Source organism: Tardiphaga sp. 839_C3_N1_4 (genome assembly GCF_051811045.1).
Lineage (GTDB): Bacteria > Pseudomonadota > Alphaproteobacteria > Rhizobiales > Xanthobacteraceae > Tardiphaga.
Window position 1 is genome coordinate 59142 of record NZ_JBPWQD010000002.1, and the last position, 20290, is coordinate 79431.

At 58.7% G+C, this 20290-nt stretch carries 16 protein-coding genes; 7 read left to right on the forward strand and 9 right to left on the reverse strand.

Annotated elements, in window-relative coordinates; all coding sequences use genetic code 11:
* Positions 1-491 precede the first annotated feature (491 nt).
* Both AB8A38_RS29955 and AB8A38_RS29960 read left to right on the forward strand, forming a co-directional pair.
* Positions 492-1598, forward strand: coding sequence for a histidine kinase dimerization/phosphoacceptor domain -containing protein (locus tag AB8A38_RS29955; RefSeq protein WP_439088683.1), 1107 nt, complete (start codon positions 492-494; stop codon positions 1596-1598).
* A 29-nt stretch (positions 1599-1627) separates the two neighbouring features.
* Positions 1628-2098: an EAL domain-containing protein gene (locus AB8A38_RS29960; RefSeq protein WP_439088684.1), complete on the forward strand. Its 471-nt coding sequence runs from the start codon at positions 1628-1630 to the stop codon at positions 2096-2098.
* A gap of 306 nt (positions 2099-2404) precedes the next feature.
* Here the strand turns inward: AB8A38_RS29960 and cysK are convergent, their stop codons facing one another.
* A complete protein-coding gene (gene cysK / locus AB8A38_RS29965) occupies positions 2405-3460 on the reverse strand; it encodes a cysteine synthase A (RefSeq protein WP_439088685.1) in 1056 nt (351 codons plus the stop codon).
* A gap of 263 nt (positions 3461-3723) precedes the next feature.
* Between cysK and AB8A38_RS29970 the strand changes: the two genes are divergently transcribed.
* Positions 3724-5505: an adenylate/guanylate cyclase domain-containing protein gene (locus AB8A38_RS29970; protein WP_439088686.1), complete on the forward strand. Its 1782-nt coding sequence runs from the start codon at positions 3724-3726 to the stop codon at positions 5503-5505.
* A gap of 206 nt (positions 5506-5711) precedes the next feature.
* On the opposite strand, the gene AB8A38_RS29975 is transcribed toward AB8A38_RS29970, so the two are convergent.
* The 4 genes from AB8A38_RS29975 to AB8A38_RS29990 form a co-directional block, all read right to left on the reverse strand.
* Positions 5712-5906, reverse strand: coding sequence for a hypothetical protein (locus tag AB8A38_RS29975; protein WP_439088687.1), 195 nt, complete (start codon positions 5904-5906; stop codon positions 5712-5714).
* Positions 5907-6289: 383 nt separating this feature from the next.
* Positions 6290-7015, reverse strand: a complete 726-nt coding sequence (locus AB8A38_RS29980; protein ID WP_439088688.1) for a hypothetical protein — start codon at positions 7013-7015, stop codon at positions 6290-6292.
* 28 nt (positions 7016-7043) lie between these two features.
* The gene (locus AB8A38_RS29985; protein ID WP_439088689.1) at positions 7044-7922 is read right to left on the reverse strand and encodes an alpha/beta fold hydrolase; all 879 of its coding nucleotides are present in this window, start codon (positions 7920-7922) and stop codon (positions 7044-7046) included.
* 94 nt (positions 7923-8016) lie between these two features.
* Complete coding sequence (locus tag AB8A38_RS29990) at positions 8017-8967, reverse strand: Bug family tripartite tricarboxylate transporter substrate binding protein (RefSeq protein WP_439088690.1); 951 nt, start codon at positions 8965-8967, stop codon at positions 8017-8019.
* A 385-nt stretch (positions 8968-9352) separates the two neighbouring features.
* On the opposite strand from AB8A38_RS29990, the gene AB8A38_RS29995 reads away from it, so the two are divergent.
* Positions 9353-10189 carry an alpha/beta fold hydrolase gene (locus AB8A38_RS29995; protein ID WP_439080096.1) on the forward strand — a complete coding sequence of 279 codons (837 nt, stop codon included), beginning with the start codon at positions 9353-9355 and terminating at the stop codon, positions 10187-10189.
* Between the two features lie 85 nt (positions 10190-10274).
* Here the strand turns inward: AB8A38_RS29995 and AB8A38_RS30000 are convergent, their stop codons facing one another.
* On the reverse strand, positions 10275-11153 hold the full coding sequence (locus AB8A38_RS30000; protein WP_439088691.1) for a LysR substrate-binding domain-containing protein: 879 nt from the start codon (positions 11151-11153) through the stop codon (positions 10275-10277).
* Between the two features lie 78 nt (positions 11154-11231).
* On the opposite strand from AB8A38_RS30000, the gene AB8A38_RS30005 reads away from it, so the two are divergent.
* Entirely contained in the window at positions 11232-14078 is a 2847-nt protein-coding gene (locus AB8A38_RS30005; protein ID WP_439088692.1) for a winged helix-turn-helix domain-containing protein, read from the forward strand.
* A 4-nt stretch (positions 14079-14082) separates the two neighbouring features.
* Here the strand turns inward: AB8A38_RS30005 and tehA are convergent, their stop codons facing one another.
* Positions 14083-15057 carry a dicarboxylate transporter/tellurite-resistance protein TehA gene (gene tehA, locus AB8A38_RS30010; RefSeq protein WP_439088693.1) on the reverse strand — a complete coding sequence of 325 codons (975 nt, stop codon included), beginning with the start codon at positions 15055-15057 and terminating at the stop codon, positions 14083-14085.
* Between the two features lie 44 nt (positions 15058-15101).
* On the reverse strand, positions 15102-16409 hold the full coding sequence (locus AB8A38_RS30015) for an MATE family efflux transporter (RefSeq protein ID WP_439088694.1): 1308 nt from the start codon (positions 16407-16409) through the stop codon (positions 15102-15104).
* A 326-nt stretch (positions 16410-16735) separates the two neighbouring features.
* Between AB8A38_RS30015 and AB8A38_RS30020 the strand changes: the two genes are divergently transcribed.
* Both AB8A38_RS30020 and AB8A38_RS30025 read left to right on the forward strand, forming a co-directional pair.
* The gene (locus tag AB8A38_RS30020) at positions 16736-17380 is read left to right on the forward strand and encodes a response regulator transcription factor (RefSeq protein ID WP_439088695.1); all 645 of its coding nucleotides are present in this window, start codon (positions 16736-16738) and stop codon (positions 17378-17380) included.
* 40 nt (positions 17381-17420) lie between these two features.
* Positions 17421-18224 (forward strand): sensor histidine kinase, encoded by an 804-nt coding sequence (locus tag AB8A38_RS30025; protein ID WP_439088696.1) that lies wholly within the window; start codon positions 17421-17423, stop codon positions 18222-18224.
* Between the two features lie 263 nt (positions 18225-18487).
* On the opposite strand, the gene AB8A38_RS30030 is transcribed toward AB8A38_RS30025, so the two are convergent.
* Positions 18488-20251: a CocE/NonD family hydrolase gene (locus AB8A38_RS30030; RefSeq protein ID WP_439088697.1), complete on the reverse strand. Its 1764-nt coding sequence runs from the start codon at positions 20249-20251 to the stop codon at positions 18488-18490.
* Positions 20252-20290: the final 39 nt, after the last annotated feature.

Consider the following 20290-nt stretch of genomic DNA (forward strand, 5'->3'; position numbering starts at 1 on the left):
CACGCAGGATCCACGACGAGCTAGATCGACTTTCGCCTGATGGTAAAGAACGCCTCGGTTCGGCCTCTTCTGACGACTGCATCAAGCAAACGCGCCTCGATTGATAGCGCGGTGAAGTCGGTGTGATTCGCCCTGCGTGGGCGCTTCTTCCCCCTCTAGAGGGTACATCCATGGGAGGCGAACTTGCCGTTAACGCAGATCTTCGGTCTCTTGCTCGAAGGCTGGCAGTCACTCGATTTGGCCTTGCTGGGCGCAAGCGTACTCATGTTTGGAATTGCGGTAGGGCTTGTGATCTGGCTGTTTGAAATCCGATTATAGGTAAGCAAAGATGCAGTAGCGGAGAGAAAACCGCCGAGGACGATCGCCAAGCACCACAAGTAATTCACTGGACGGTCAGCGAAGAGCGCTTTTGTTCCTCTGCCCTGATGTATTTAAGTGTTCGACTTTTGACATTACGGGGCGCACCTTCGACGCCCCTTCAGCGAGCGTCGATGATCGCCATGCCTTTTGTCCCCCCAAGTATTATTCCTGACAATGAAGTCCAGCGGATGGCGGCCGTGAGGCGTTATGACATTCTCGATACTCCGCCTGATGGAACGTTCGACCGCGTCACAGCCCTGGCCGCGCGGCGCTTCAACGTACCAATCTCAATTATTAGTATCGTAGACCACGATCGCATTTGGTTTAAATCTCACCATGGCCTAGCCGTAGAGCAGATAGATCGCGATCCTGGCTTGTGCGCTTCCGCAATTCTAAAATCAGATCCGTATATACTTGAGAATGCACATACGGATGTTCGTTCCTTGACCAATCCCCTCGTTGCCGGTGAGTTCGGCCTCAAGTTTTACATGGGCGTTCCGCTTAAGACCTTTGACGGTTACAATCTCGGCACGCTCTGTGTCATCGACAAGGAGCCGCGGACAGTCGATCAAAGCCAAATAGACGACTTAAAGGACTTGGGCTCCGTCGTCATGGATCAGATGGAGCTGCGACTATCGGCACGTCGCGCGGTTGACCAGGCTCAAATAATGGCTCGCGAGATTGACCACCGCGTGATGAACAGCTTGCAGTTTGTTTCTGCGATGCTCTCGTTACAGAGCCGCTCCGGTACCGCAACCGACGCAACGACGCAGTTAAAGATAGCGGCAGATCGGGTTGGAGCCGTGGCGCGCGTCCATCGCCACTTTTATGCGGAGGGGGTGCGCGAAACGGCTTCGTGCATGCCCTACATTGCTCGGCTGTGCGCTGATTTATCGAGCATTTTGGAAACCCCAATCCATGTTAGTGGCGATGAAGGAGAGGTCCCGACAACTTCGGTGCAGCCAATTGGTCTATTGATTAATGAGCTTGTCACTAACGCCGCAAAGCATGGTGCCGGTCAAATAAGCGTTTCCTTTCGACTGGCGGATGGCGTTCGCCGGCTCGTCATTTCCGATCTAGGCCAGGGACTTCCTGCAGATTTTTCGATTGAAAGCTCCCAACAAGGATTAGGAATGAAAGTGATCCGTTCTTTGGCCGAGCAACTTGGCGGGCATGTGGAGGCGATCCCAAATCCGATTGGTCGAGGATCGTCGTTCATTGTAGAATTTCCAGCATAGTTGCGTAAGCAGAGCTGCGCGAAGGCGGCATGATAGTTCCGGAACCCAAAGGCAAACCCGCGCGTTCTGCCAATTCGCCGCCCCAATGCATCACGGAGACGGCCATCATACATGACAGCGAGGGTGTGTTTGCGGCGCTCGCGCGCTTGCACGATTTCGGGGTGCAAATAGCGCTCGACGACTTCGGCACGGGCTATTCATCTCTAAGTTTTCTGCAGAGGTTTCCGTTCGACAAGATCAAGATTGATCGAAGCTTCGTCAACGAGCTGACGAGCCCGAGAGAAGAAGCGCGGATGATCGCCCGCGCCGTGGTTAGCTTTGCCGTGAGCCTGGGCAAGACGACAACGGCCGAGGGTGTTGAAACCAAGGAACAGCAAGACATTCTGCGTTCGGAACGCTGCACTGAAATGCAAGGCTACTATTTCAGTCGCCCGCGACCTTCCGGCGAAATTACGCAACTGCTCGCCGGTGCCACCAACAGACGAGCGACCGCGGCCTAGCGTCAGTCTGATTTTCTCGAAATTGCGGCCGCCGTAGACTGCGACAACTTTGCGCGCGAGCATTGGGATGGTTGATTAAACGGATTAATGCCTGCAGCCTCCCCATGAGGATTTCGCCTGCACAATGCTGACATTTAGCTTTGCGGCTACACAATTGTTCGCCGTTCGGATGTTATGGAACCGAGGAAAAAGCCTCGATGACGTACTTTGGACAATTCCGTTTCATTGAGCGCAACGAGACGTCTGTCGGGCGAACTGATGGCGCGCAGAGCATCGCGGTCTCCGGGCCTCATAACTTCCGATGATTCAAGAGCTAGGCTTGAGCTGTGCGCTCGGCGTAGAGCGTGAGATCTCAAGCTCTTCCTCGTTCATGTCAGCCGACACATCAGCGAAAAGGGGTGTGCTCAAATAGCGCTCGCCGGTGTCGGGAAGCATGCAGAGAATATTTGCGCCTTTCTCTGCCTCGGCTGCAACCTTGAGCGCGCCCGCAAAGGTTGCGCCCGAGGTAATACCCACGAAGATGCCCTCTTTAGTAGCGAGGTCCTTGCTGCAGCAAATGGCATCCGGACCCGAGATGGCTAAGATGCGATCGATGACATTCATTGCGACGGCATCGTCGGTGAGTTTGGGGATGAAATCCGGCGTCCAGCCTTGCATCGGATGGGGCTTGAATGTCGGATGCGGGGCGGCCGGAGTTCCATCTGAGTTTCGCGACTGCGGGGTGCCACTGGCCAACAACTGCGCATCCTCTGGCTCGCAAACCACTATCTTCGTCTCGGGACGCTCCTCTGCGAGTACCCGCGCCACGCCCTTTAACGTTCCGCCCGTTCCATAGCCCGTGACCCAATAATCCAACCGTTCCCCGGAGAAATCGTCGAGTATCTCACGCGCTGTCGTACGCGAATGCATATCGGGATTGGCTTCATTCTCAAACTGCCTAGTCATGTACCAGCCATGCGCCCTGGCGAGCTCGATGGTCTTGTTGATCATCCCTACGGCGCGCTCAGCGGCGGGAGTTACGATGACCTTCGCTCCAAGGAACCGCATGAGCTTACGCCGCTCGACGCTAAATGGCTCTGCCATGGTGATCACAAGCGGGTATCCCTTGGCGGCGCAGACCATGGCAAGACCAATGCCCGTATTTCCGCTTGTCGCCTCTATGACCGTCTGACCAGGCTTGAGCTCTCCGGATTGTTCGGCCGCCTCGATTACTCCAAGAGCCAATCGGTCCTTCACTGAACCAAGCGGGTTGAAGGCTTCGATTTTTACGAAAAGATTCACGCCTTCCGGCGCCAGACGATTGATCCGCACTACCGGAGTATTACCGATCGTTTCGACGATGCTTTGATATTTCCGTCCCATGATGCATTTCCCGACATTGCGTTGTTTGCGACGAATAATATTGCGGCGCAATTGCCATGCATTGCGTCAAGCTGCCTTCGGTTATTGGGGACAATCATTGGGCGCGCAAGGGTTAGCTTCCAGGGCGTACCCGGCTTCACTGCCCGTCCCTGATTGATCGTAGGGCGGCAAATGGACCTGTTTTGGACATTGTACCTAGCGGAACAGCCACTGCCTATGCTTTGGTAGAAGCAGATAGTTTTCACCGAGCCAGGGAGCGTTTTTTGCCCGGCGAGCGCGTGGAACGGCGACTGGCGGCTGTGCTGGCGGCGGATGTCGCCGGCTATAGCCGGTTGATGGGTCATGCCGAGGAGCGCACGCTTGCGGAGCTAAAGACGTTTCGAAAGACGCTTGTCGATCCCAGCATCGCCACGCACCGCGGTCGCATCGTCAAGACCACTGGCGATGGCATGCTGGTCGAATTCGCCAGTGCTGTCGATGCAGCGCGCTGTTCGGTGGAAATCCAGCAAGAGATGGCTCAACAAAACGCCGCCGTTCCGCCGGAACTCAGGATTGAATTTCGCATCGGCATACACGTTGGGGACATCATCATCGACGACAACGATATTTTCGGCGATGGTGTCAACATCGCAGCCCGTCTTGAGGGAATTGCCGAGCCAGGCGGTATCTGCATCTCCGATGATGCACACAGGCAAATTCGCGGCAAGCTCGACGTCGCCTTCGACGACATCGGCGAGCAGACTTTAAAGAATATTGCCGAACCAATGCGCGTATGGCTCATACGGCTTGCCCGCGAGAGCGCCCCTGCGATCCCGTCAAATTCGTCTGCGAAACAAGTTCGAGATCTAGCTCTACCTGACAAACCGTCCATCGTCGTCCTGCCGTTCGACAACATGTCCGCTGAGGCGGGGCAGGATTACCTTGCTGATGGTATCGTCGAGGCAATTACCGCAGCTCTTTCGTGCATTCGCTCTTTTTTCGTCATCGCCCGTAGCTCAGCGTTCACCTATAAGGGCCGCGCGATAAATGCGCGCAACGTCGGTAAGGAGTTGGGCGTTGCTTATTTGCTTGAGGGTAGCGTGCAGAAAGTCGGCAATCGCCTCCGCATTATCGTTCAGCTAATCGAAACCGAGGGAGGGGCACATGTTTGGAGCTCACGCTTTGACGGCGCAGTCGACGAGTTCTTTGACCTCGAAGACCGAATAACGGAGCAGGTGGCAGGCGCTCTACAGCCTTCCATCCGCATTGCCGAGATTGAGCGGTCGCGACGCAAACGGCCGCAAGACCTGAGCAGCTATGACTATACTATGAGAGCGATGCCTCATGTCTGGGCGTTGGAGAAGGAAGAGAGCGCTAAAGCGATTGAACTTCTCGAAAAGGCGCTCGCGATTGATCCCGAATATCCCCTAGCTTTGTCGCTTGCTGGTTGGTGCCACGCCCAGCGCTCGGTCTATAACTGGGCGGACGACATCGTTGGAAGCCAGGCAATGGCGCGATCGCTCGCCGAGCGGGCAGCAGAGATGAGTGGCGATGACCCCGTCATTCTGGCGGTACTCGGCGCAGTGCACACATTTGTACGCAACCATGGAACCGCGCGTATACTGCTTGAGCGAGCCGTCAGCCTCGACCCCAACGCTGCATGGGCCTGGAGTAGGCTCGGATGGCTAGAGAACTATGCCGATCAGCCTCAGAAGGCGATTGACAATTTCGAGCGCGCTCTCCGCCTGAGCCCGATCGATCCAATGAATTTCAACAACTATGTAGGAATAGCCTCTGCGCATGAAGTAGCGCAGGAATACGACAAGGCTGCCGCGTTCTATCGGCGCGCCCTCGAAGAACGGCCGAACGCTAGTTGGATTTATCGCAATTTGGCGTCGGTCCTGTCGGGAGCCGGCCGGGTCGGCGAAGCTAAACAAGCATTCGAGGAGTTGATGCTTACTTACCCCGATCTGACGATTTCAAAATTCAAACAGGCAATGGTGTTTTCGCCTGCTGTTCTGAACCGTATGGCAGAAAACCTCAGAAAGCTCGGGTTGCCTGACTAGGACGACCGGAGAGAGCCAGCCGGCATCGATACCGTTCCGAGCACATTTCGTTGAGCTGACTTTGCTTGTGGCACTTTTCGGACCTGAGGCGATATCCGACCTGAGTCCGTTATAGGCACCTAAGCGGACGTCCGCCGTCCGCTCGAAGTTTATGGGTTCACGCCCTAACTGTTTTCGACCAACCACGCCGGCGGGCCGAGTCAGGGTTATCCGACGCGCAAGTTTTCTGCCGAAGTCTTCCCGCGGTTTTCTTTCTCTTCGTAGCTGACCTTGGCACCCTCGTTGACGGTTTTCTGGGCGAGGCGGCCGCTGGCGCTCTGATTTAAGCCTGCCCAGCAAACGTTGCGGCTTTGTCGCGAGCTGGCCGGTGAGCCATAAGCCGGCGCCACTGCTGCATCCATGAGCGCTATGTTGTTCTTGGCTGTCGCATTGGCATGCCGTGAGTTACGAAAGCGCCGGTCCCAGTTGCGTCGTGCTCCGGACGGCACCGATGGCTTTCGAAGCGAACGATGTTTCGCTCGACGCCGGATGGAATGCCGTTACCGTCGGAATTGCCGGTCAGCGCCACGACATCAACGGGGGTTCATCAGTCCCGTCGCGAACGTGGCGCCGACAGGGCGGCCCATTATAGCTGCTGTTTATGTGCGGCTTTGAGGCATTCAGTCATCGGCATTACTGCCTATGCAGCGTCATCGATCGCTAGGCCACAACATCAGGACAACGGTCTCAATGAAGCGTGTGTTGTCTGACATTGTAATTACTTTCATTGATGGTTCATGACCGGTTACGTACGTGCGAGCTTGATGTCCGAAAGATCGATGGAGACGACGAGCGGATCGGGCAGCGATTGGCCGTCCGGCCCGCGCGGGAAGATTTTTCGCGTGGTGGGAAACTTGAATCCCTGCACCTCGACATAGTCCGACACATAGTGGGCGCCGGGCGTGTTGCCGGCGATCTCGACGTCATAGTCGTGGCGCTTCAGGAGACCATCCGCATCGACATAAAGCGTCTGCACCCTGCTATGCGTTGCGATGTGGTCCGGAAATGTCACCTGCAGCCGCTGCCACGTCACTCCGTTCTCGGTCCAGTCTGTAAGAGGCGACGTGACAACGTGGGGGCGCGCGAGCAGAAACGGCATGTTGAGATAGGTCCACATGGCGCAGCCGGCGAAATAGGCCAGTTGAAGCTCGGACCACGGCGTTTCCAAGCGATGACCGGCGAATGACGCGCGCGGATTTTTGAGTTCTTCAAGCACTTTTCTGTCGCCATCTTTGAGGATGACGCTGCCGGGACTGAAGAACGAGACCTTTCCCGATGGGCCGAACGGCGCGTGAGACGCCCACTCGTCCTTGAGGCCGACAGTCACGGAGGTGTCGTCCAGTTTTCCGGCGTGCCCCTTCATGCCCCAGAGCGCACCGCCCTGCTTCAGTGTCGCCGTCACGCTGTTGAATGTCTGCCAGTCGGCGAGATTGCCATGCGCCTCGACGATTTTTTGTGCGAGCTTTTCCATGTGAATGTCCTGTCAGGTTTGGTTGAAATCAGGCGGTGAGAAACAGATCGACGTGGGATGCGAACGTATCGGCGTATTGGAAAAGCGCGCCATGCGCTGAATCGGGATATATCATCAGGGTCGCGTCGTTCATGGCCTTGAACATGTTCCAGGCGTTGATCACCGGAAACATCGTGTCTGCGTTGCCATGGACGATCAGCGTCGGCTGGGAGATCTGCTTGAGAACCGCGTTGCCGGCCGTCTTGTCTGCACACCACGCGATGATCGCCTTGGCCTGCGCATTGCGGATATCCTCGCCACTTTCGGGATCGCGTTCGTGCTTTCTAAACGACGCGCGGTCGATAAAAGCCTTGCCGGCTGCCTGGCTTTTCGCGGATGGCGTGAAGAACAGCGGCAGCCGGACGTCGGCCGCATTTTTCGCGAAGGCTTCGGTCACAACCTGCAGCAGATGCTCTTCACCACCCTGCGGGGCGCTTCCAACCGACACGAGTTTCCTGACGGACACCTGCCCCCGCGCCGCAATCAACTGCGCGATGAACCCGCCCAGCGAAAAACCCAACAAATCCACCTCTCCTAACTGGAGGGCTTGGATGAAGTGTTCCGCGTCGATGGTCATCTGCGCGATCGAGTCCGGCGTCTTGCCTCTGGATGTACCGACACCGGCGTTGTCGAAGACGATGACGGTCCGGTCTTGGGCAATTGCGTCGATGAGCTTTGGATCCCAGGAGTCCATCGTCCCGGTGAAGTGCTGCAGGAACAGCAACGGTGTCGTTCCCTGCTTCTCCATTTTCCTGTACGCGTATTCTACGCCATCAGATGCAACGACGTAGAGGTTGGGGGTCGTTTCGAATTTGGAGTCCATGACGATTTCCTCGAGGTGAGTTAAACGCCATCCGGTGTCGTTCATTTTCACCCCGCTCGAAATCATACGGAGGGTTAGGTGCGTCCCTCATTGAGGGTAGTGCGTCATCGCTGACGCAGCGATGCGGGCCGAGCGGCGCCTAGCGTATTTTGAGGGATTCGATCGTGGCGCCAAAACGCACGTAGTCGTGGCGGAAGATTTTATCCGCGTCAGCGCTGCTGTCGCCTATCGGCTCGAAGCCGAGCTTCCTGAGTTGCTGGATGACCTCCGGGTCCCGCAGCGCCTTGACGAATTCCGCGTTAAGCCGATCGATGATCGGTTGCGGCGTCGCGGCCGGCACGAAAACGCCCTGCCATCCTTCCACAACGACATTCGGAAAGCGGGAAGCAATTGTCGGCACGCCTGCAAACAGCGTCATCGGCATTGCCGTCGTCACCGCCAGCGCGCGTAACGTGCCGTCCTTCACGAACGGCGCGACATTCGCCGGAACCTCCATCGCACAGGTCAAAAGGCCGGACCTGATATCGGGATAGGACTGGTTGAAACCGCGATAGGGAATGTGAACGATGTCGAGCCCCGCGGCTTGCTTCAACATCTCAAGCGCAAGATGCGGCGGCGAGCCGACCCCATAGGTCGAGCATGAAAATGTGCCGGGCTCAGACCGCGCTTTTGCCACGAAATCATCGAGCGTCGTGATCGGCGATTCTGAGCGGACGACGAGAACATAGGGAGAAAGCCCGACACGGGTCACCGCAACGAGATCTTTCGGCGGATCGAAACTCGTTGCCGCGAGCTGCGTGCTGCTGGTGATGGCCGAGGTTGTGAACAGTAAGGTGTAGCCGTCGGCATCCGCAGTAGCCACCGATTGCGCCGCTATGTTGCCGGAAGCGCCTGCCCTGTTCTCGACAACGACGGTTTCTCCCAGCCCGTCGCGCAACCGGTCTGCTAGGATGCGGGCCACGACATCGACCGATCCTCCCGCCGGTAGGGCTACCACCAGACGGACGGGCCGATCGGGAAACTCAGCCTGCGCCGGCGGGAAGAAACAAAGAACCGACAGCAGGACAAACAGCGCGCGGCGCATCGACATTCGGCAACCAGACCCGTTGTTTGGCGGCTCTTGCGAGCGCTGACGTTTAAGGCCGGCGAAAACTGTTTTGCAAGTGCCGCGGTATATCGCGCGCAATTTACCGATACCCAACCTGACGATGCACTACCTACCAAGGTATAGGCCGGCCTAGATCTGTGCGCGATGTCGCGGACTGGTTCCCCGGCGCATGGTCTGGAAGAGCCGGAATTCACGGCCGACGAAGTCACATACCGGGAGCGTGGCGATCATGACGCTGACCAGCATTCACCCAACCCGTCGCGACGTCGTGTCCGCCTCGTTGGCGCTCGCAAGCGCCCTGGCGCTGACGACACCGTCCTTCGCACAACTCACCGGCACCCCATCTTCCAAGAAAGGCAACCGCCCAATGACCACCGGCTTCGTGAAGACCTCCGACGGCACGCAGATATTTTTCAAAGACTGGGGGTCTGGTCAGCCGATTGTCTTCCATCATGGCTGGCCGCTGTCGTCAGATGACTGGGATGCGCAGATGCTGTTCTTTCTCGACAAGGGCTATCGCGTGATTGCGCATGACCGCCGCGGTCATGGGCGCTCCAGCCAGACGGATCACGGCAACGACATGGACACCTATGCCGCCGACGTCGCGGTTCTCGCCAAGGAGCTGGACCTGAAGGACGCCGTCCATGTCGGCCACTCGACCGGCGGCGGCGAAGTCGCCCGTTATGTGGCACGACACGGTAAAGGCCGGGTTGCCAAGGCGATCCTGGTCGGTGCCGTGCCGCCGATCATGGTGCAATCTGAGGCCAATCCCGGCGGCCTTCCGATGGACGTCTTCGATGGCTTCCGAAAGTCGCTGGCGCTCAATCGCGCGCAGTTCTTCCTCGATGTGGCGAGCGGCCCCTTCTACGGCTTCAATCGGCCGAATGCCGTGAAGTCCGAAGCGACGGTGCGCAACTGGTGGCGGCAGAGCATGGAAGGCGGCGCCAAGGCTCATTACGATTGCATCAAGGCGTTTTCGGAAACCGATTTCACATCGGACCTGAAAGCCATCGCTGTCCCCACATTCTTCATGCATGGCGAGGACGATCAGATTGTCCCGATCGAGGATTCCGCACGGCTTGCGGTCCAACTGGTCAACGATGCCAGGCTGAAGACCTATCCGGGTTTCCCGCACGGCATGTGCACTACGCATCCGCAGACGATCAACGCCGACATGCTGGCGTTCATACAGGGGCGCATATAGCGCACCGCTGACGAGGCACACGCGAGAAGGCAGATCAGCAATCCAGCGAACTGGTCTCCTTCGAGCGGCTGCCATCTTAGCGCTGCTAACCGAGCTGCGCTTCCTCGAGCAGCCAATCCCGAAATGCCATCACGCTGTCATCGGCTTCTGCCGAAGGTGGATAGACCACATAATGGGACAGCGGCAGCTTGTAACGAAGGCTGGAGAGCTGCACCAGCCGACCGCTATTCAGGTCAGGCGCCGCAACCGAGGCCCTGATGAGGGCAATGCCCTGCCCCGCGCATGCTGCATCCATCAGCAGATTGGCATCGATGAATGACGTTCCCAGAAGGTGGCGATCGACCTTCACCCCGGCGGCACGAAACCACAGCGACCACGGGATATTGCGGTCGAGCAGCAGCGGCAGACCGGGAAAATCGGACGGCTTCTTCGGCAACTTGCCGCCATTGAACATCGGACTGCAGACCGGAAACACGTCTTCATCGAACAGTTTTCTGGACCGCGCGCCTTTCCAGTGTCCGTTGCCGAGGCGTACCGCGAGGTCGATGCCATCGGTCTTGAAATTGGCGAGTGTGCGGTTGCCCGTCACATTGACGAAGATCCGCGGGTAGATCGCATTGAAGCGCGGCAATCTTGGCACAAGCCAGCGCGACGCCATCACCGGCAGCAGGCTGACATTGATCTCGCTGTCCGCCGCTGCAGATGAGAGACCGCGCATCGACGTTACGAGCTGCGACAGGGCCTGACTCACCGTCGCGTGCAGCCTGACGCCGCTCGGCGTCAGCGCCATCCGGTTTCCTCTGCGCTGGAACAGTTGCACATTGAGATGGGTCTCGAGCTGGGCGATGCGTTGGCTGACGGCGCCATGGGTGACGCCCAGTTCTGCTGCCGCGCGTGAGTAGCTACCGACCCTTCCGGCAACCTCAAAGACGCGCAGCGTTTCAAGCGGTGGAAGCCGGAACATCCATGGCTGTTAAAATCCCTAACAGTCGCTGTCAAATAATTTTATTCGCCCCATACGCCCGGATCGGGTAGTGATCGCATGAATTTTGCATCGTATCAGCTGTCTGTCGGCTGGGATGATATTGCGCGCTTTCAGTCTGTCATGATGGAAAAGACGGAAATTACGGGATCCCGGATCTTCAAGTTCGGACTGTTCCAGTTGCGGCCGGCTACCCGTCTTTTGGAAGAGGCGGGTCAAAGGGTTGTCGTGGGTGATCGCGCCTTCGACATCCTGTGCGTCCTGGTCCAGAATAACAATGACGTCGTCACGGTCGCCGATCTCAAACAGGCGGTCTGGAAGAATGTTCACGTCGAAGATGGCGTCATCCGGGTTCACATCTCCGCGCTGCGCAAGATCCTCGGCAATGAATTTATTAAGAACATCGCCGGGCGCGGCTACCAATTCTCGGGCGAGATCGCAGCCCAGGGCGGCAGGACATCCAGTCCGGACATCTTCTATCGCGACAAGCTCAGCAAGCCGCCGAACTATCCCCTTCGCCTGATCGGACGCGACCAGGTCGTCGAGCAGGTTCTCGAACGACTGCATGACAAGCGCTTCGTCACGATCGTCGGCCCCGGCGGCGTCGGCAAGACCACGTTGTCGTTGGTCGTCAGCCGGCATCTCAGCGCCAAGTTCGACGAGGCAATCTGCTTCGTTGATCTGTCTCCAATTAGCGACGCATCGTTGGTCACCAGCACGATCGCATCCAGTCTCGGTCTTTCGGTGTCGTCAGACGATCCGACCACGAATCTGCTGAAGTTCGTGCGCGACAAGACGCTGCTGCTCGTGATCGATAATTGCGAGCATGTCATCGAAGGCACCGCGCCGATCGTCGAGCAGATCCATGCTGCCGCACCGGATGTGCATATCCTGGCCACCAGCCGCGAACCGCTGCGTGTGGCGGGAGAGCACCTGCTGCGCGTCGGTCCGCTAGACGCCCCCCGCATCGATGAACAGGCGACGGTCGCGGACATCGCGCGTTTCTCGGCGATGGAACTCTTCGTCGAGCGCGCAACGGCTGCCGGCTCCGCAGCGCCTCTGCAAGACGAAGACGCCGCACTGATCGGCGACATCTGCCGCAAACTCGACGGGCTTCCGCTGGCGATCGAACTGGCGGCGGCGCGCTGCGACACCTACGGTTTGCCGGAATTGCATGCCGTGCTGGATGATCGTGTGAAGATGCTCTGGAAGGGTCGGCGCACCGCACCGACGCGACACCAGACGCTTGATGCCCTGATCGACTGGAGTTTTACGCTGCTGGGTCCGGACGAACGATCGGTCCTGTCTGCCATATCGAGCTTTCAGGGTGCTTTCCGGATTCGCGCCGCGCAGGCTGTGGCCGCGCCGCTTTGCGGCGAAAATTGTGATTTCCGCGAGGTGTTTCAACACCTCGTCACTAATTCGCTGGTCACGGTCGACAATACGGGCACCGAGCCGCGCTATCGCCTGCTCGACGCGACCCGCGCCTATGCTGCGCTCAAGCTTGAAGGCGCACCGTTTCGGTACAAGACCAAGCAGCGCTATCTCGACTACCTCCTCAGGGCCGTGGAGGAAGCTGATAGCGCCTGGCGTAATCAGTCGCCCGATGCATGGATCAAGGCGCACGGCGCCTATGTCTATGATGTGCGGTCCGCACTCGCCTTCGCATTTTCCGACGCCGCCTCCGAGGAGGACACGCTTACCGGCATTCGTCTGGTCGCGCGTTCATCGACGATTTGGTTTCAGCTATCGCTGACCAGCGAATATCTGAAGCGCCTGCAGACCGCCCTGGCGGCGCTCGACAAGCGAAACGACGTTTTACATACGGAACGCATGTCGATCTGCATTTCGCTCGGCTATGTGACTTGGCACACGACCGGCCGCCCGTCCGAGATGATCCGCTATTTCAGCGAGGCGTCGGACATTGCGGAACGGCTGCAGGATACGCCCGGTCGCCTGCTCGCGCTATGGGGTCTGTGGCGCGCGACCAGCATCGCTGGCGACGAGTCCAAGGCGCTCGCGATCGCCGACCTGCACGCGGCACTGGTCGACCCGGTCGCCAATCCGCATGACTATCTGACCAACCTGCGGATGAAGGCACTTTCGCTGCACTGGCTTGGCGAGCAGCGAAAGGCGAGCGCTATCACGCAGGAAATGCAAGCCAGGCAGCCCGCTATTGCGAGCGGCTGGCCCGGCATCCTGCTCGATGCCAAGGTGACCAGCGACTCGCTGATGAGCCGCGTCTACTGGCTGCACGGAAAGCCGAACCTCGCGCTGCAGGCAGCGGAAGATGCCGCCGACTATGCGCTCGAGAAGAAGCACATCCTGTCTTACTGCTACAGTCTGGTGACAGGCATCTGCCCTGTCTCAATGTGGGTCGGCGACTTCAAAGGGGCGCGCTATTATGCGGAGAGGCTGATCGCCCTCGCATCGAGCTATGGCTACTCGCATTGGGGCAGCTTCGGCACGCATTATCTCCGCGCCCTCGATCATCTGTCGGGAAACCTGACGAACGTTCCGCAGCCTGATCGCCAGGCGCATCGAAACCCGTTCATCAGTGAATTGCTGCTGACGGTCTGCCCGGACGCCCTGTCTGCTGACGACTTCGCACAGCTCAAGGGCAATGATGCGCGGTGGTATGCGCCTGAACTGCTCAGACTCCAGGCCGAACAGCTTGCCGACGTGGCCGGCCGTGAAGCGCTTCTGGAACGTTCGCTCTCGCTTGCCCGTCATCAGGGCGCACTGAGCTGGGAATTGCGAGCGACGGTGAGCAAGGCTCGCTTGTGGGCCAGCGCAGATCGTTCCGTTGACGCGCGCGAGATGCTATCGGATGTGATGTCGCGCTTCGACGAAGGATTTGAGACCCGCGATCTCGTCGAAGCGAACGACTTTCTGGAGCAGCTCTGACGGCTCAGGTTGTCTTTGGTCCAGCGGGTGTGGCGCTTGGGAGCAGTCGCCCCTGTACCAGCAACATCAGAGTTCCGATTACGATGATGCCCAGCAGCAGATTGACGATCACGAAGACGCCTTCCGCCAGAGTTGTAAACATGTGCGACCCGCCACGCTCGGCAAATCGCATCGTGTCATAGGACAGCGCCGTCAAGCCGAAGGTGAAGGCCCAGTAGCCCGGCGTAAAGGACTGCTGGATGAGCCAAGGCAGCAGACGCGCAAGGATCAGGGCCTGCATCAGACCGTAGCCCAGCAGCCCTTTGGCGAGCAGATCCGGCTCGCCGGATGTCAGCGCCAGATAGGCGGAGCATGCGACCACCGGCGGCGCGAGCTGGATGCCGAGCGTCGGCCGCAGTGCCGGGGCCATCGGCGCTTGCGTGTAGAGCCGATGCATCAGCACGGATTCCAGCGCGAACCAGGCCAGGACGCCGGCACCGAAGAACAAGGCGGCGATATCCGGCAGATGAAACGCCGAGGCAAGATTGGACGACACCAGATTTCCCGCCACCGTGGGCAGATAGAGAACCGCAGTCGTCGTGGTCTGATCGCGGCCGCCTGTCCAGAGCACACCTGTGCGATAGACCGCAAATGTGACCTGCCCCGCCGCGCCGATGGTGCCGATGATTGCGCCAGCCAATGAACTATAGGGAATCAGTAGGATGCCAACGAGCATTGTCGACACCGGCATCAACCCGATGAAGCAGCATTGCACGGGATGCTCGAATTCCATGACAGCGTCGCTGGTGCGATAGATCCATTTCCCGATGTAGAGCAGGCTCAACACCGCCCACACGGCAACAGTTATCCAGATGATCGTCTCGCCGATCATCGCAGGCAGCCCCCACAGCCGGGCCGCCATACGCCAGCAGCCGCCAAGGCCGGCAAGTCCGAGCACCATGCCGAAATAGCTTGCCGGGACGTTCAAAATTGTGGGCATTTTCATCTCCTCGAAGTTTTTGAGAAATTTGCTGAATTCTGTGCTCATCGTGTCTGGTAGCCGACGCGGCCGATCAGTGCAGGAAGCGCGATGAGGCCGAAGGCGGCCATGCCGACCGACACGGCGATGAAATTTGCGCGCAAACCGGCCCCCGTCACGATCAGGACATAGCCGCCGAGAATGGCGACGCCCGCTCGGACGAGAGCGCCGAGCACGGACAAGGTCATGCGGCCGGTGGCCTGTCCCGTGCAGTAGAGAACATAGCCCATGCCGAAAAAGCCGAAGAACGGACCGACGATGCGCAGATAACTGCTACCGACGGCAACAACCTGTGGATCGCCGCTGAACACGCTGATCCAGGTTTCCGGAAAGAGCGCAGCCGACACACCGACAAGCTCGGCTATACCAAAAGCGATGAGTATACCGAGCCAAGAGGCCTTCACGGCACGGTCGATATAGCCGGCACCGAGATTGGTGCTCACGATGATGCCCACCGGACCACCGATTCCGTAGGAAAGAGGAATCAGCAGGAATTCGAGCCGCGAGCCTGCGCCGTAGCCGGCAAGCGCCTGCACGCCATGAAGGCCGACATAGGCGGTGACGATGGCGAGGGTCAGATTGGTGGTGCTGCCAACGATCGCCGACATGCCGCCGATCCGCAGCACTTTGAGTGCGGGCGCCAGCGACAACCGCGGTGGGCTATGGTCGGGCCGCAGGACGCCGCGGTGCGACCATAAATACCAAGCGTATGCGAGACTGCCAAATGCATAATAAAGCAGCATGGCGATCGCACCGCCCGACGGACCAACGCCGGAAAAACCCAGTCCGCCATAGATCAGGAGCAGTGAGACTGGAACTGAGATGACCGCGCCTACACACACAACCATCACCGGCACGAACAGATTGCCGGTGCCGCGCACGCAGGCCATCAGGAGATTGAACGACCAGATCAGTCCGGCGCCCCCGAAGATAATCGTGGAATAAGCGCTCGCGATCTCGAGCTGCTCGCCTTTGGCACCCATCGAAGCGTAAAACCATCCGCCGAAGGCAATCATCACGGCGGTCGTCAACGCACCGAAGACCACGCTGAGTGCCAAGGCATACCAGGCGAAATTGCTGGCGGCTTTGACCTCGCCACGTCCGAGACAGCGCGCGATCGAGGTGACGATGCCACCGCCGACGGCTCCTTGCGACACGCCGACGATCAGCGAGACTAACGGAAAGACTTGAGAAACACCCGCCAGCGCCTCGACGCCGAGGCGCGACACGAAGAAAATCTCGAGCAAACCGATCATCACCTGCACCGCAATGACAACGGTATTGGGAATGGCGAGACGAATGATGTTGGACATGAGCGACTCCTCGAGTAGCCGTCGTGTACGCGGGTTCAATTCCGCGGCTTTGCTGACATTCTCGTCAGTCATGTTCCCCCCACAGCGCCTCGTCGTTGATGACGCAGCGAGGATGGCCTGTCTTGGATGGCTTTCCACCTATACAGGCGTATGGGACACCCGCTGCCGTTTACAGGCGCGCGTGTCAGCTCACTGATATCTCACCGCTTTTCGTCGCATGCGCGCGCCGTTAAGCCGATTTAACAACTCTGAACTCGTGTTTTCCGGCGCATCCCCCGACATTGACGACGGGCCGGTGATCGTACCGGCGTCATGACGAGGACTTGATGATGATCGGCTTGAGTGAAGGCAATCTGCGGGGGCTCGTCCATGTCGTGGACGATGACGTGACGCTCGCCGACGGACTTTCTCACCAGCTGAAGTCATCGGGCTTCGACGTACAAAACCATCGATCGCCCGCAGCCTTTGTTCAGGCGCGGCGCGAAGCCGAGGCCTGCTGCCTCCTTCTCAGCATCGAATTTCCGACCGCGAACGGCTTGGACTTCCAGGAGATCCTGCCGGCCGTCGGCATTCATCTGCCGGTCATCCTGATGACCCAGCATCCCGACATCAACTGGTCCATCCGCGGCATGAAAGCCGGCGCGGTCGATTTCCTGCTGAAGCCGCTGCATGAGGCGGAGGTGTTGTCGTCCGTCAGGATGGCTTTGCAGAAGGATAGGGAACGGCATGCGGAAGATGCACGCCGCCGTAAGGCCGACGCCACGCTGGCCAGGCTGACCGCACGCGAGCGCCAGGTGATGGGGCATGTCGTGCGCGGCTTGATGAACAAGCAGATCGCGGGGGTCCTGGGGCTGAGCGAAATCACCGTGAAGCTGCACCGCGGCAGCATGATGCGGAAGATGGCGGTGCGGAATGTGCCCGATCTGGTCCGCGCGGTCGAATTCAGCGGCGCATCCGTACTCGCTCACTGAACCAAGTCAACCTTATGTTATTCCGTGAAAGGGCCGTGCAATGATGCACTCCGACCTAACAATTCTGCGCGATGCGGCCCAGAGCGAGATCGACGGTGTGGAATCCTCCATTGTCGATCTGACCATGCTGCCGGCGTTGATGGACATCCCGATCACATCGGGCCCGGATGTGATGGGCTGCCGCGTCGGCGCTGTCATTCACGACTTCAACAATTCGTTGCAGGCGATCGTCAGCGTATTGAACCTTTTGCAGTGCCGGATCAGCCCGGGCAGCATCAAGGACTTCGATCACCTGATGGACATCGCGCTGACGTCGACCGACAAGGCTCATTTGCGGGTGCGCGAACTGGCATCTTGCATGAAAGAGCGCGCCTCATCGGCACGGCCAACGGTCATCGATGACGTCGTCAGATCGCTGCAGCCGCTGCTGGTCGCTACCATAGGCGATGATATCGCGGTCAATCTGCGCCTCGCAGCCCATGGCAAAAAGGTGCTTTGTGAGGCCCGGGACATCGAAAACGTTCTGGTCAATCTTGTAAACAATGCGCGCGATGCCATGCCCGCCGGCGGAGCACTCCTGATAGAGACCGTGGTCGTACCACCCGGTGAGGAGCGCTCCTACAGCTTCGTCGGCCTGCAGGTGGCCGACACCGGTATGGGCATGTCACCGGATGCAATCGAATATGCCTGTCGAGCGTATTATTCCACCAAGGGTCCTGCCAAAGGGTCGGGCCTTGGCCTCTGGTCGGTGAAGGATTTCACTGATCGTCACGGCGGCCAGCTTTCCATCCGCAGCTCGGAGGGCCTAGGAACGGCTGTTCAGATCCTGCTGCCGGTCGCATGAATAAGCCGCCGTTCCAGATCCGGGACGACGGCCTCGCTACGTTGCGAATAATATAAGATCAGGCTGCAGCGGCAGTCTTCTGACAAGCACCCGCCATTCGCCGTTCGGATGTATGGAATATCGCTGCTCATCGATTTGCTTTGAATTGAGCTACATCCGAGACGCCGTTGCGTTTGGCATTGAACTGCGCGCGCAACCGATCACCGCCGACGGCACGACAGGTGGTGATATTCGGCCGCCTACTTCTTGCCGCTTGGCCCAGATCACCCAGCTTTCACATCCAACTCCGTCAGTGAACCTAGATCCTTGGTGTCGGATTCGCGAGATAATCGGTTTGGAACGATGGGTAGAAGCAGGTGTGACTGATGTTCAGGCCCAGTATACAACGTTGTTGTTCCCTGGAATATCATAGCCGGCCTGTCGAATACGTCATCGTGCAGCCAGGGACCAGATCCACGATGCGGAGAGCCCGCATCGCCATTCTCTCTCGCGAAGTCGCTGCCGCGAATATCGAGAGCGATGCGATATCCCTGCGGGAGCACGATGCACGTCGGCCAGATCTCGACATCCAGTTCATAGATTTGACCGGGGATCAGCGGCTGCTTCTCGTTATGCGTATGATAAGGTTGATACGGCGTCGAGCGCTCGGCACATAGTTTTCGGTGAGAGGCCCGTAGCCATCCCTGCGCGAGCGGCGTATGAGGATCGACCGTTCCTTGAAACTCGACTTCATGGCCATCTGGAGCAAATGCTTGCAGCGTGACGAAAACGTCTGCATCGACCGTCGATGACGACAGGAATAGCTTGAGCGCCAGCGGTCCGGTGAACTCCGTCTCGCTTTCGAGCGGAGGCGACGTCCATTTGAGATGATCGACCGTCGCCGCGAATGACGTCACGCCCTTTGCGGCGGGCGGCTCCCACGCCAGAGAGCGATCTCCGGCGTCCAGATACAGCTTGGTCCACTCGGTTCCAGCGAGGGGCCAGGCTTCCTCCTTCCTCAACTGAACGGCTTCCGTGAAGGGGCGACGAAGGTGCAGCCAGACACGCGGCTCGCCATCCCAGCCGTTCTGCTCTCCCCGCAGGAAAAAATCGAAGAAGCGCTTCTGCAGTTTCATTCCGTATTCGAGGTAGAACCATTCTTCATGCCGTCCGGGATGCGCCTCAAGCCACTTGTGCTCGGACGCTGCATTCGTGAATGCGGAGAAATTCCCGCGAGGGTGTAATCCGTAACCGGCCCAGTTCGCTGCACTCAGGAACGGCGTGACCACCTTGGACCAGTCCGGCGATCTGCGCCGATACCACTCATCCTCCAGTTCTCGCGCGCGAGCGTTGGCAAGCGTTGCCAAACGATTTGACGCAAGTTGCTCTTTCGACAATTCCTCCGGTCCGGACGACGATTCGTTCAACCAGATATCTGGCGGTGCATCCGGATTGCCATGCTGAACTGACAGAACCTGACGGGGGTACCAATTCTCGAGAAACTTGTTCGAGAGGATTCCTCCATGGCGGAAAAAGTCGCGATAGGTGTCGGCGGCGCCCTCCCAAGGTATCATCGCGGTGAGATGCGGCGGCTGCAGCGCGGCGACGTGCCACTGATTGATCGCGTAGTAGGAGATACCGTTTAAGCCGACCTTGCCGGTAGACCACGGCTGCACGCCTGCCCACTCGATGGCGTGATAGTAATCGAGGGTCTCGCGCTCGGAGAGAATGTCAAGAAAACCGGGAGAACGCCCGGCTCCGCGAGAATCCACTCGCACGACCGCGTATCCCCAGGAAACCCAGATCTCTGGATCAACTGTCTCCCACGTGAGCCAGCGTCGCTGCGATCCCGGCAAGAGATCGGGATGCCTGCTCGTCATCCAATCCCAACTTGGCTTATAATGATGATCCTGATACCGGACCCCCTTTCCGTACGGGCCCATCGTCATGATGACCGGCACCGGCCCGGCGAGGTCGGGCCGATAAACATCGGCACGCAGCTGCAAGCCATCGTCCATTGGAATGGGAAGATCACGTTCGATTATCATTGCAAAAGACCTATCGGAGGGAAGAGAAGCCATCGCTAC

Excerpts from the sequence above, each read along its gene's own strand:
- AB8A38_RS30020 (WP_439088695.1), top strand. The coding sequence starts at position 16,736 with ATGATGATCGGCTTGAGTGAAGGCAATCTGCGGGGGCTCGTCCATGTC.
- AB8A38_RS29995 (WP_439080096.1), top strand. The coding sequence starts at position 9,353 with ATGACCACCGGCTTCGTGAAGACCTCCGACGGCACGCAGATATTTTTC.
- AB8A38_RS29985 (WP_439088689.1), bottom strand. The coding sequence starts at position 7,922 with ATGAACGACACCGGATGGCGTTTAACTCACCTCGAGGAAATCGTCATG.
- AB8A38_RS30000 (WP_439088691.1), bottom strand. The coding sequence starts at position 11,153 with ATGTTCCGGCTTCCACCGCTTGAAACGCTGCGCGTCTTTGAGGTTGCC.
- AB8A38_RS29980 (WP_439088688.1), bottom strand. The coding sequence starts at position 7,015 with ATGGAAAAGCTCGCACAAAAAATCGTCGAGGCGCATGGCAATCTCGCC.
- cysK (WP_439088685.1), bottom strand. The coding sequence starts at position 3,460 with ATGGGACGGAAATATCAAAGCATCGTCGAAACGATCGGTAATACTCCG.
- AB8A38_RS30030 (WP_439088697.1), bottom strand. The coding sequence starts at position 20,251 with ATGATAATCGAACGTGATCTTCCCATTCCAATGGACGATGGCTTGCAG.
- AB8A38_RS29990 (WP_439088690.1), bottom strand. The coding sequence starts at position 8,967 with ATGTCGATGCGCCGCGCGCTGTTTGTCCTGCTGTCGGTTCTTTGTTTC.
- AB8A38_RS30015 (WP_439088694.1), bottom strand. The coding sequence starts at position 16,409 with ATGTCCAACATCATTCGTCTCGCCATTCCCAATACCGTTGTCATTGCG.
- AB8A38_RS29960 (WP_439088684.1), top strand. The coding sequence starts at position 1,628 with ATGATAGTTCCGGAACCCAAAGGCAAACCCGCGCGTTCTGCCAATTCG.
- AB8A38_RS30025 (WP_439088696.1), top strand. The coding sequence starts at position 17,421 with ATGATGCACTCCGACCTAACAATTCTGCGCGATGCGGCCCAGAGCGAG.
- AB8A38_RS29955 (WP_439088683.1), top strand. The coding sequence starts at position 492 with ATGATCGCCATGCCTTTTGTCCCCCCAAGTATTATTCCTGACAATGAA.
- tehA (WP_439088693.1), bottom strand. The coding sequence starts at position 15,057 with ATGCCCACAATTTTGAACGTCCCGGCAAGCTATTTCGGCATGGTGCTC.
- AB8A38_RS30005 (WP_439088692.1), top strand. The coding sequence starts at position 11,232 with ATGAATTTTGCATCGTATCAGCTGTCTGTCGGCTGGGATGATATTGCG.
- AB8A38_RS29975 (WP_439088687.1), bottom strand. The coding sequence starts at position 5,906 with ATGGATGCAGCAGTGGCGCCGGCTTATGGCTCACCGGCCAGCTCGCGA.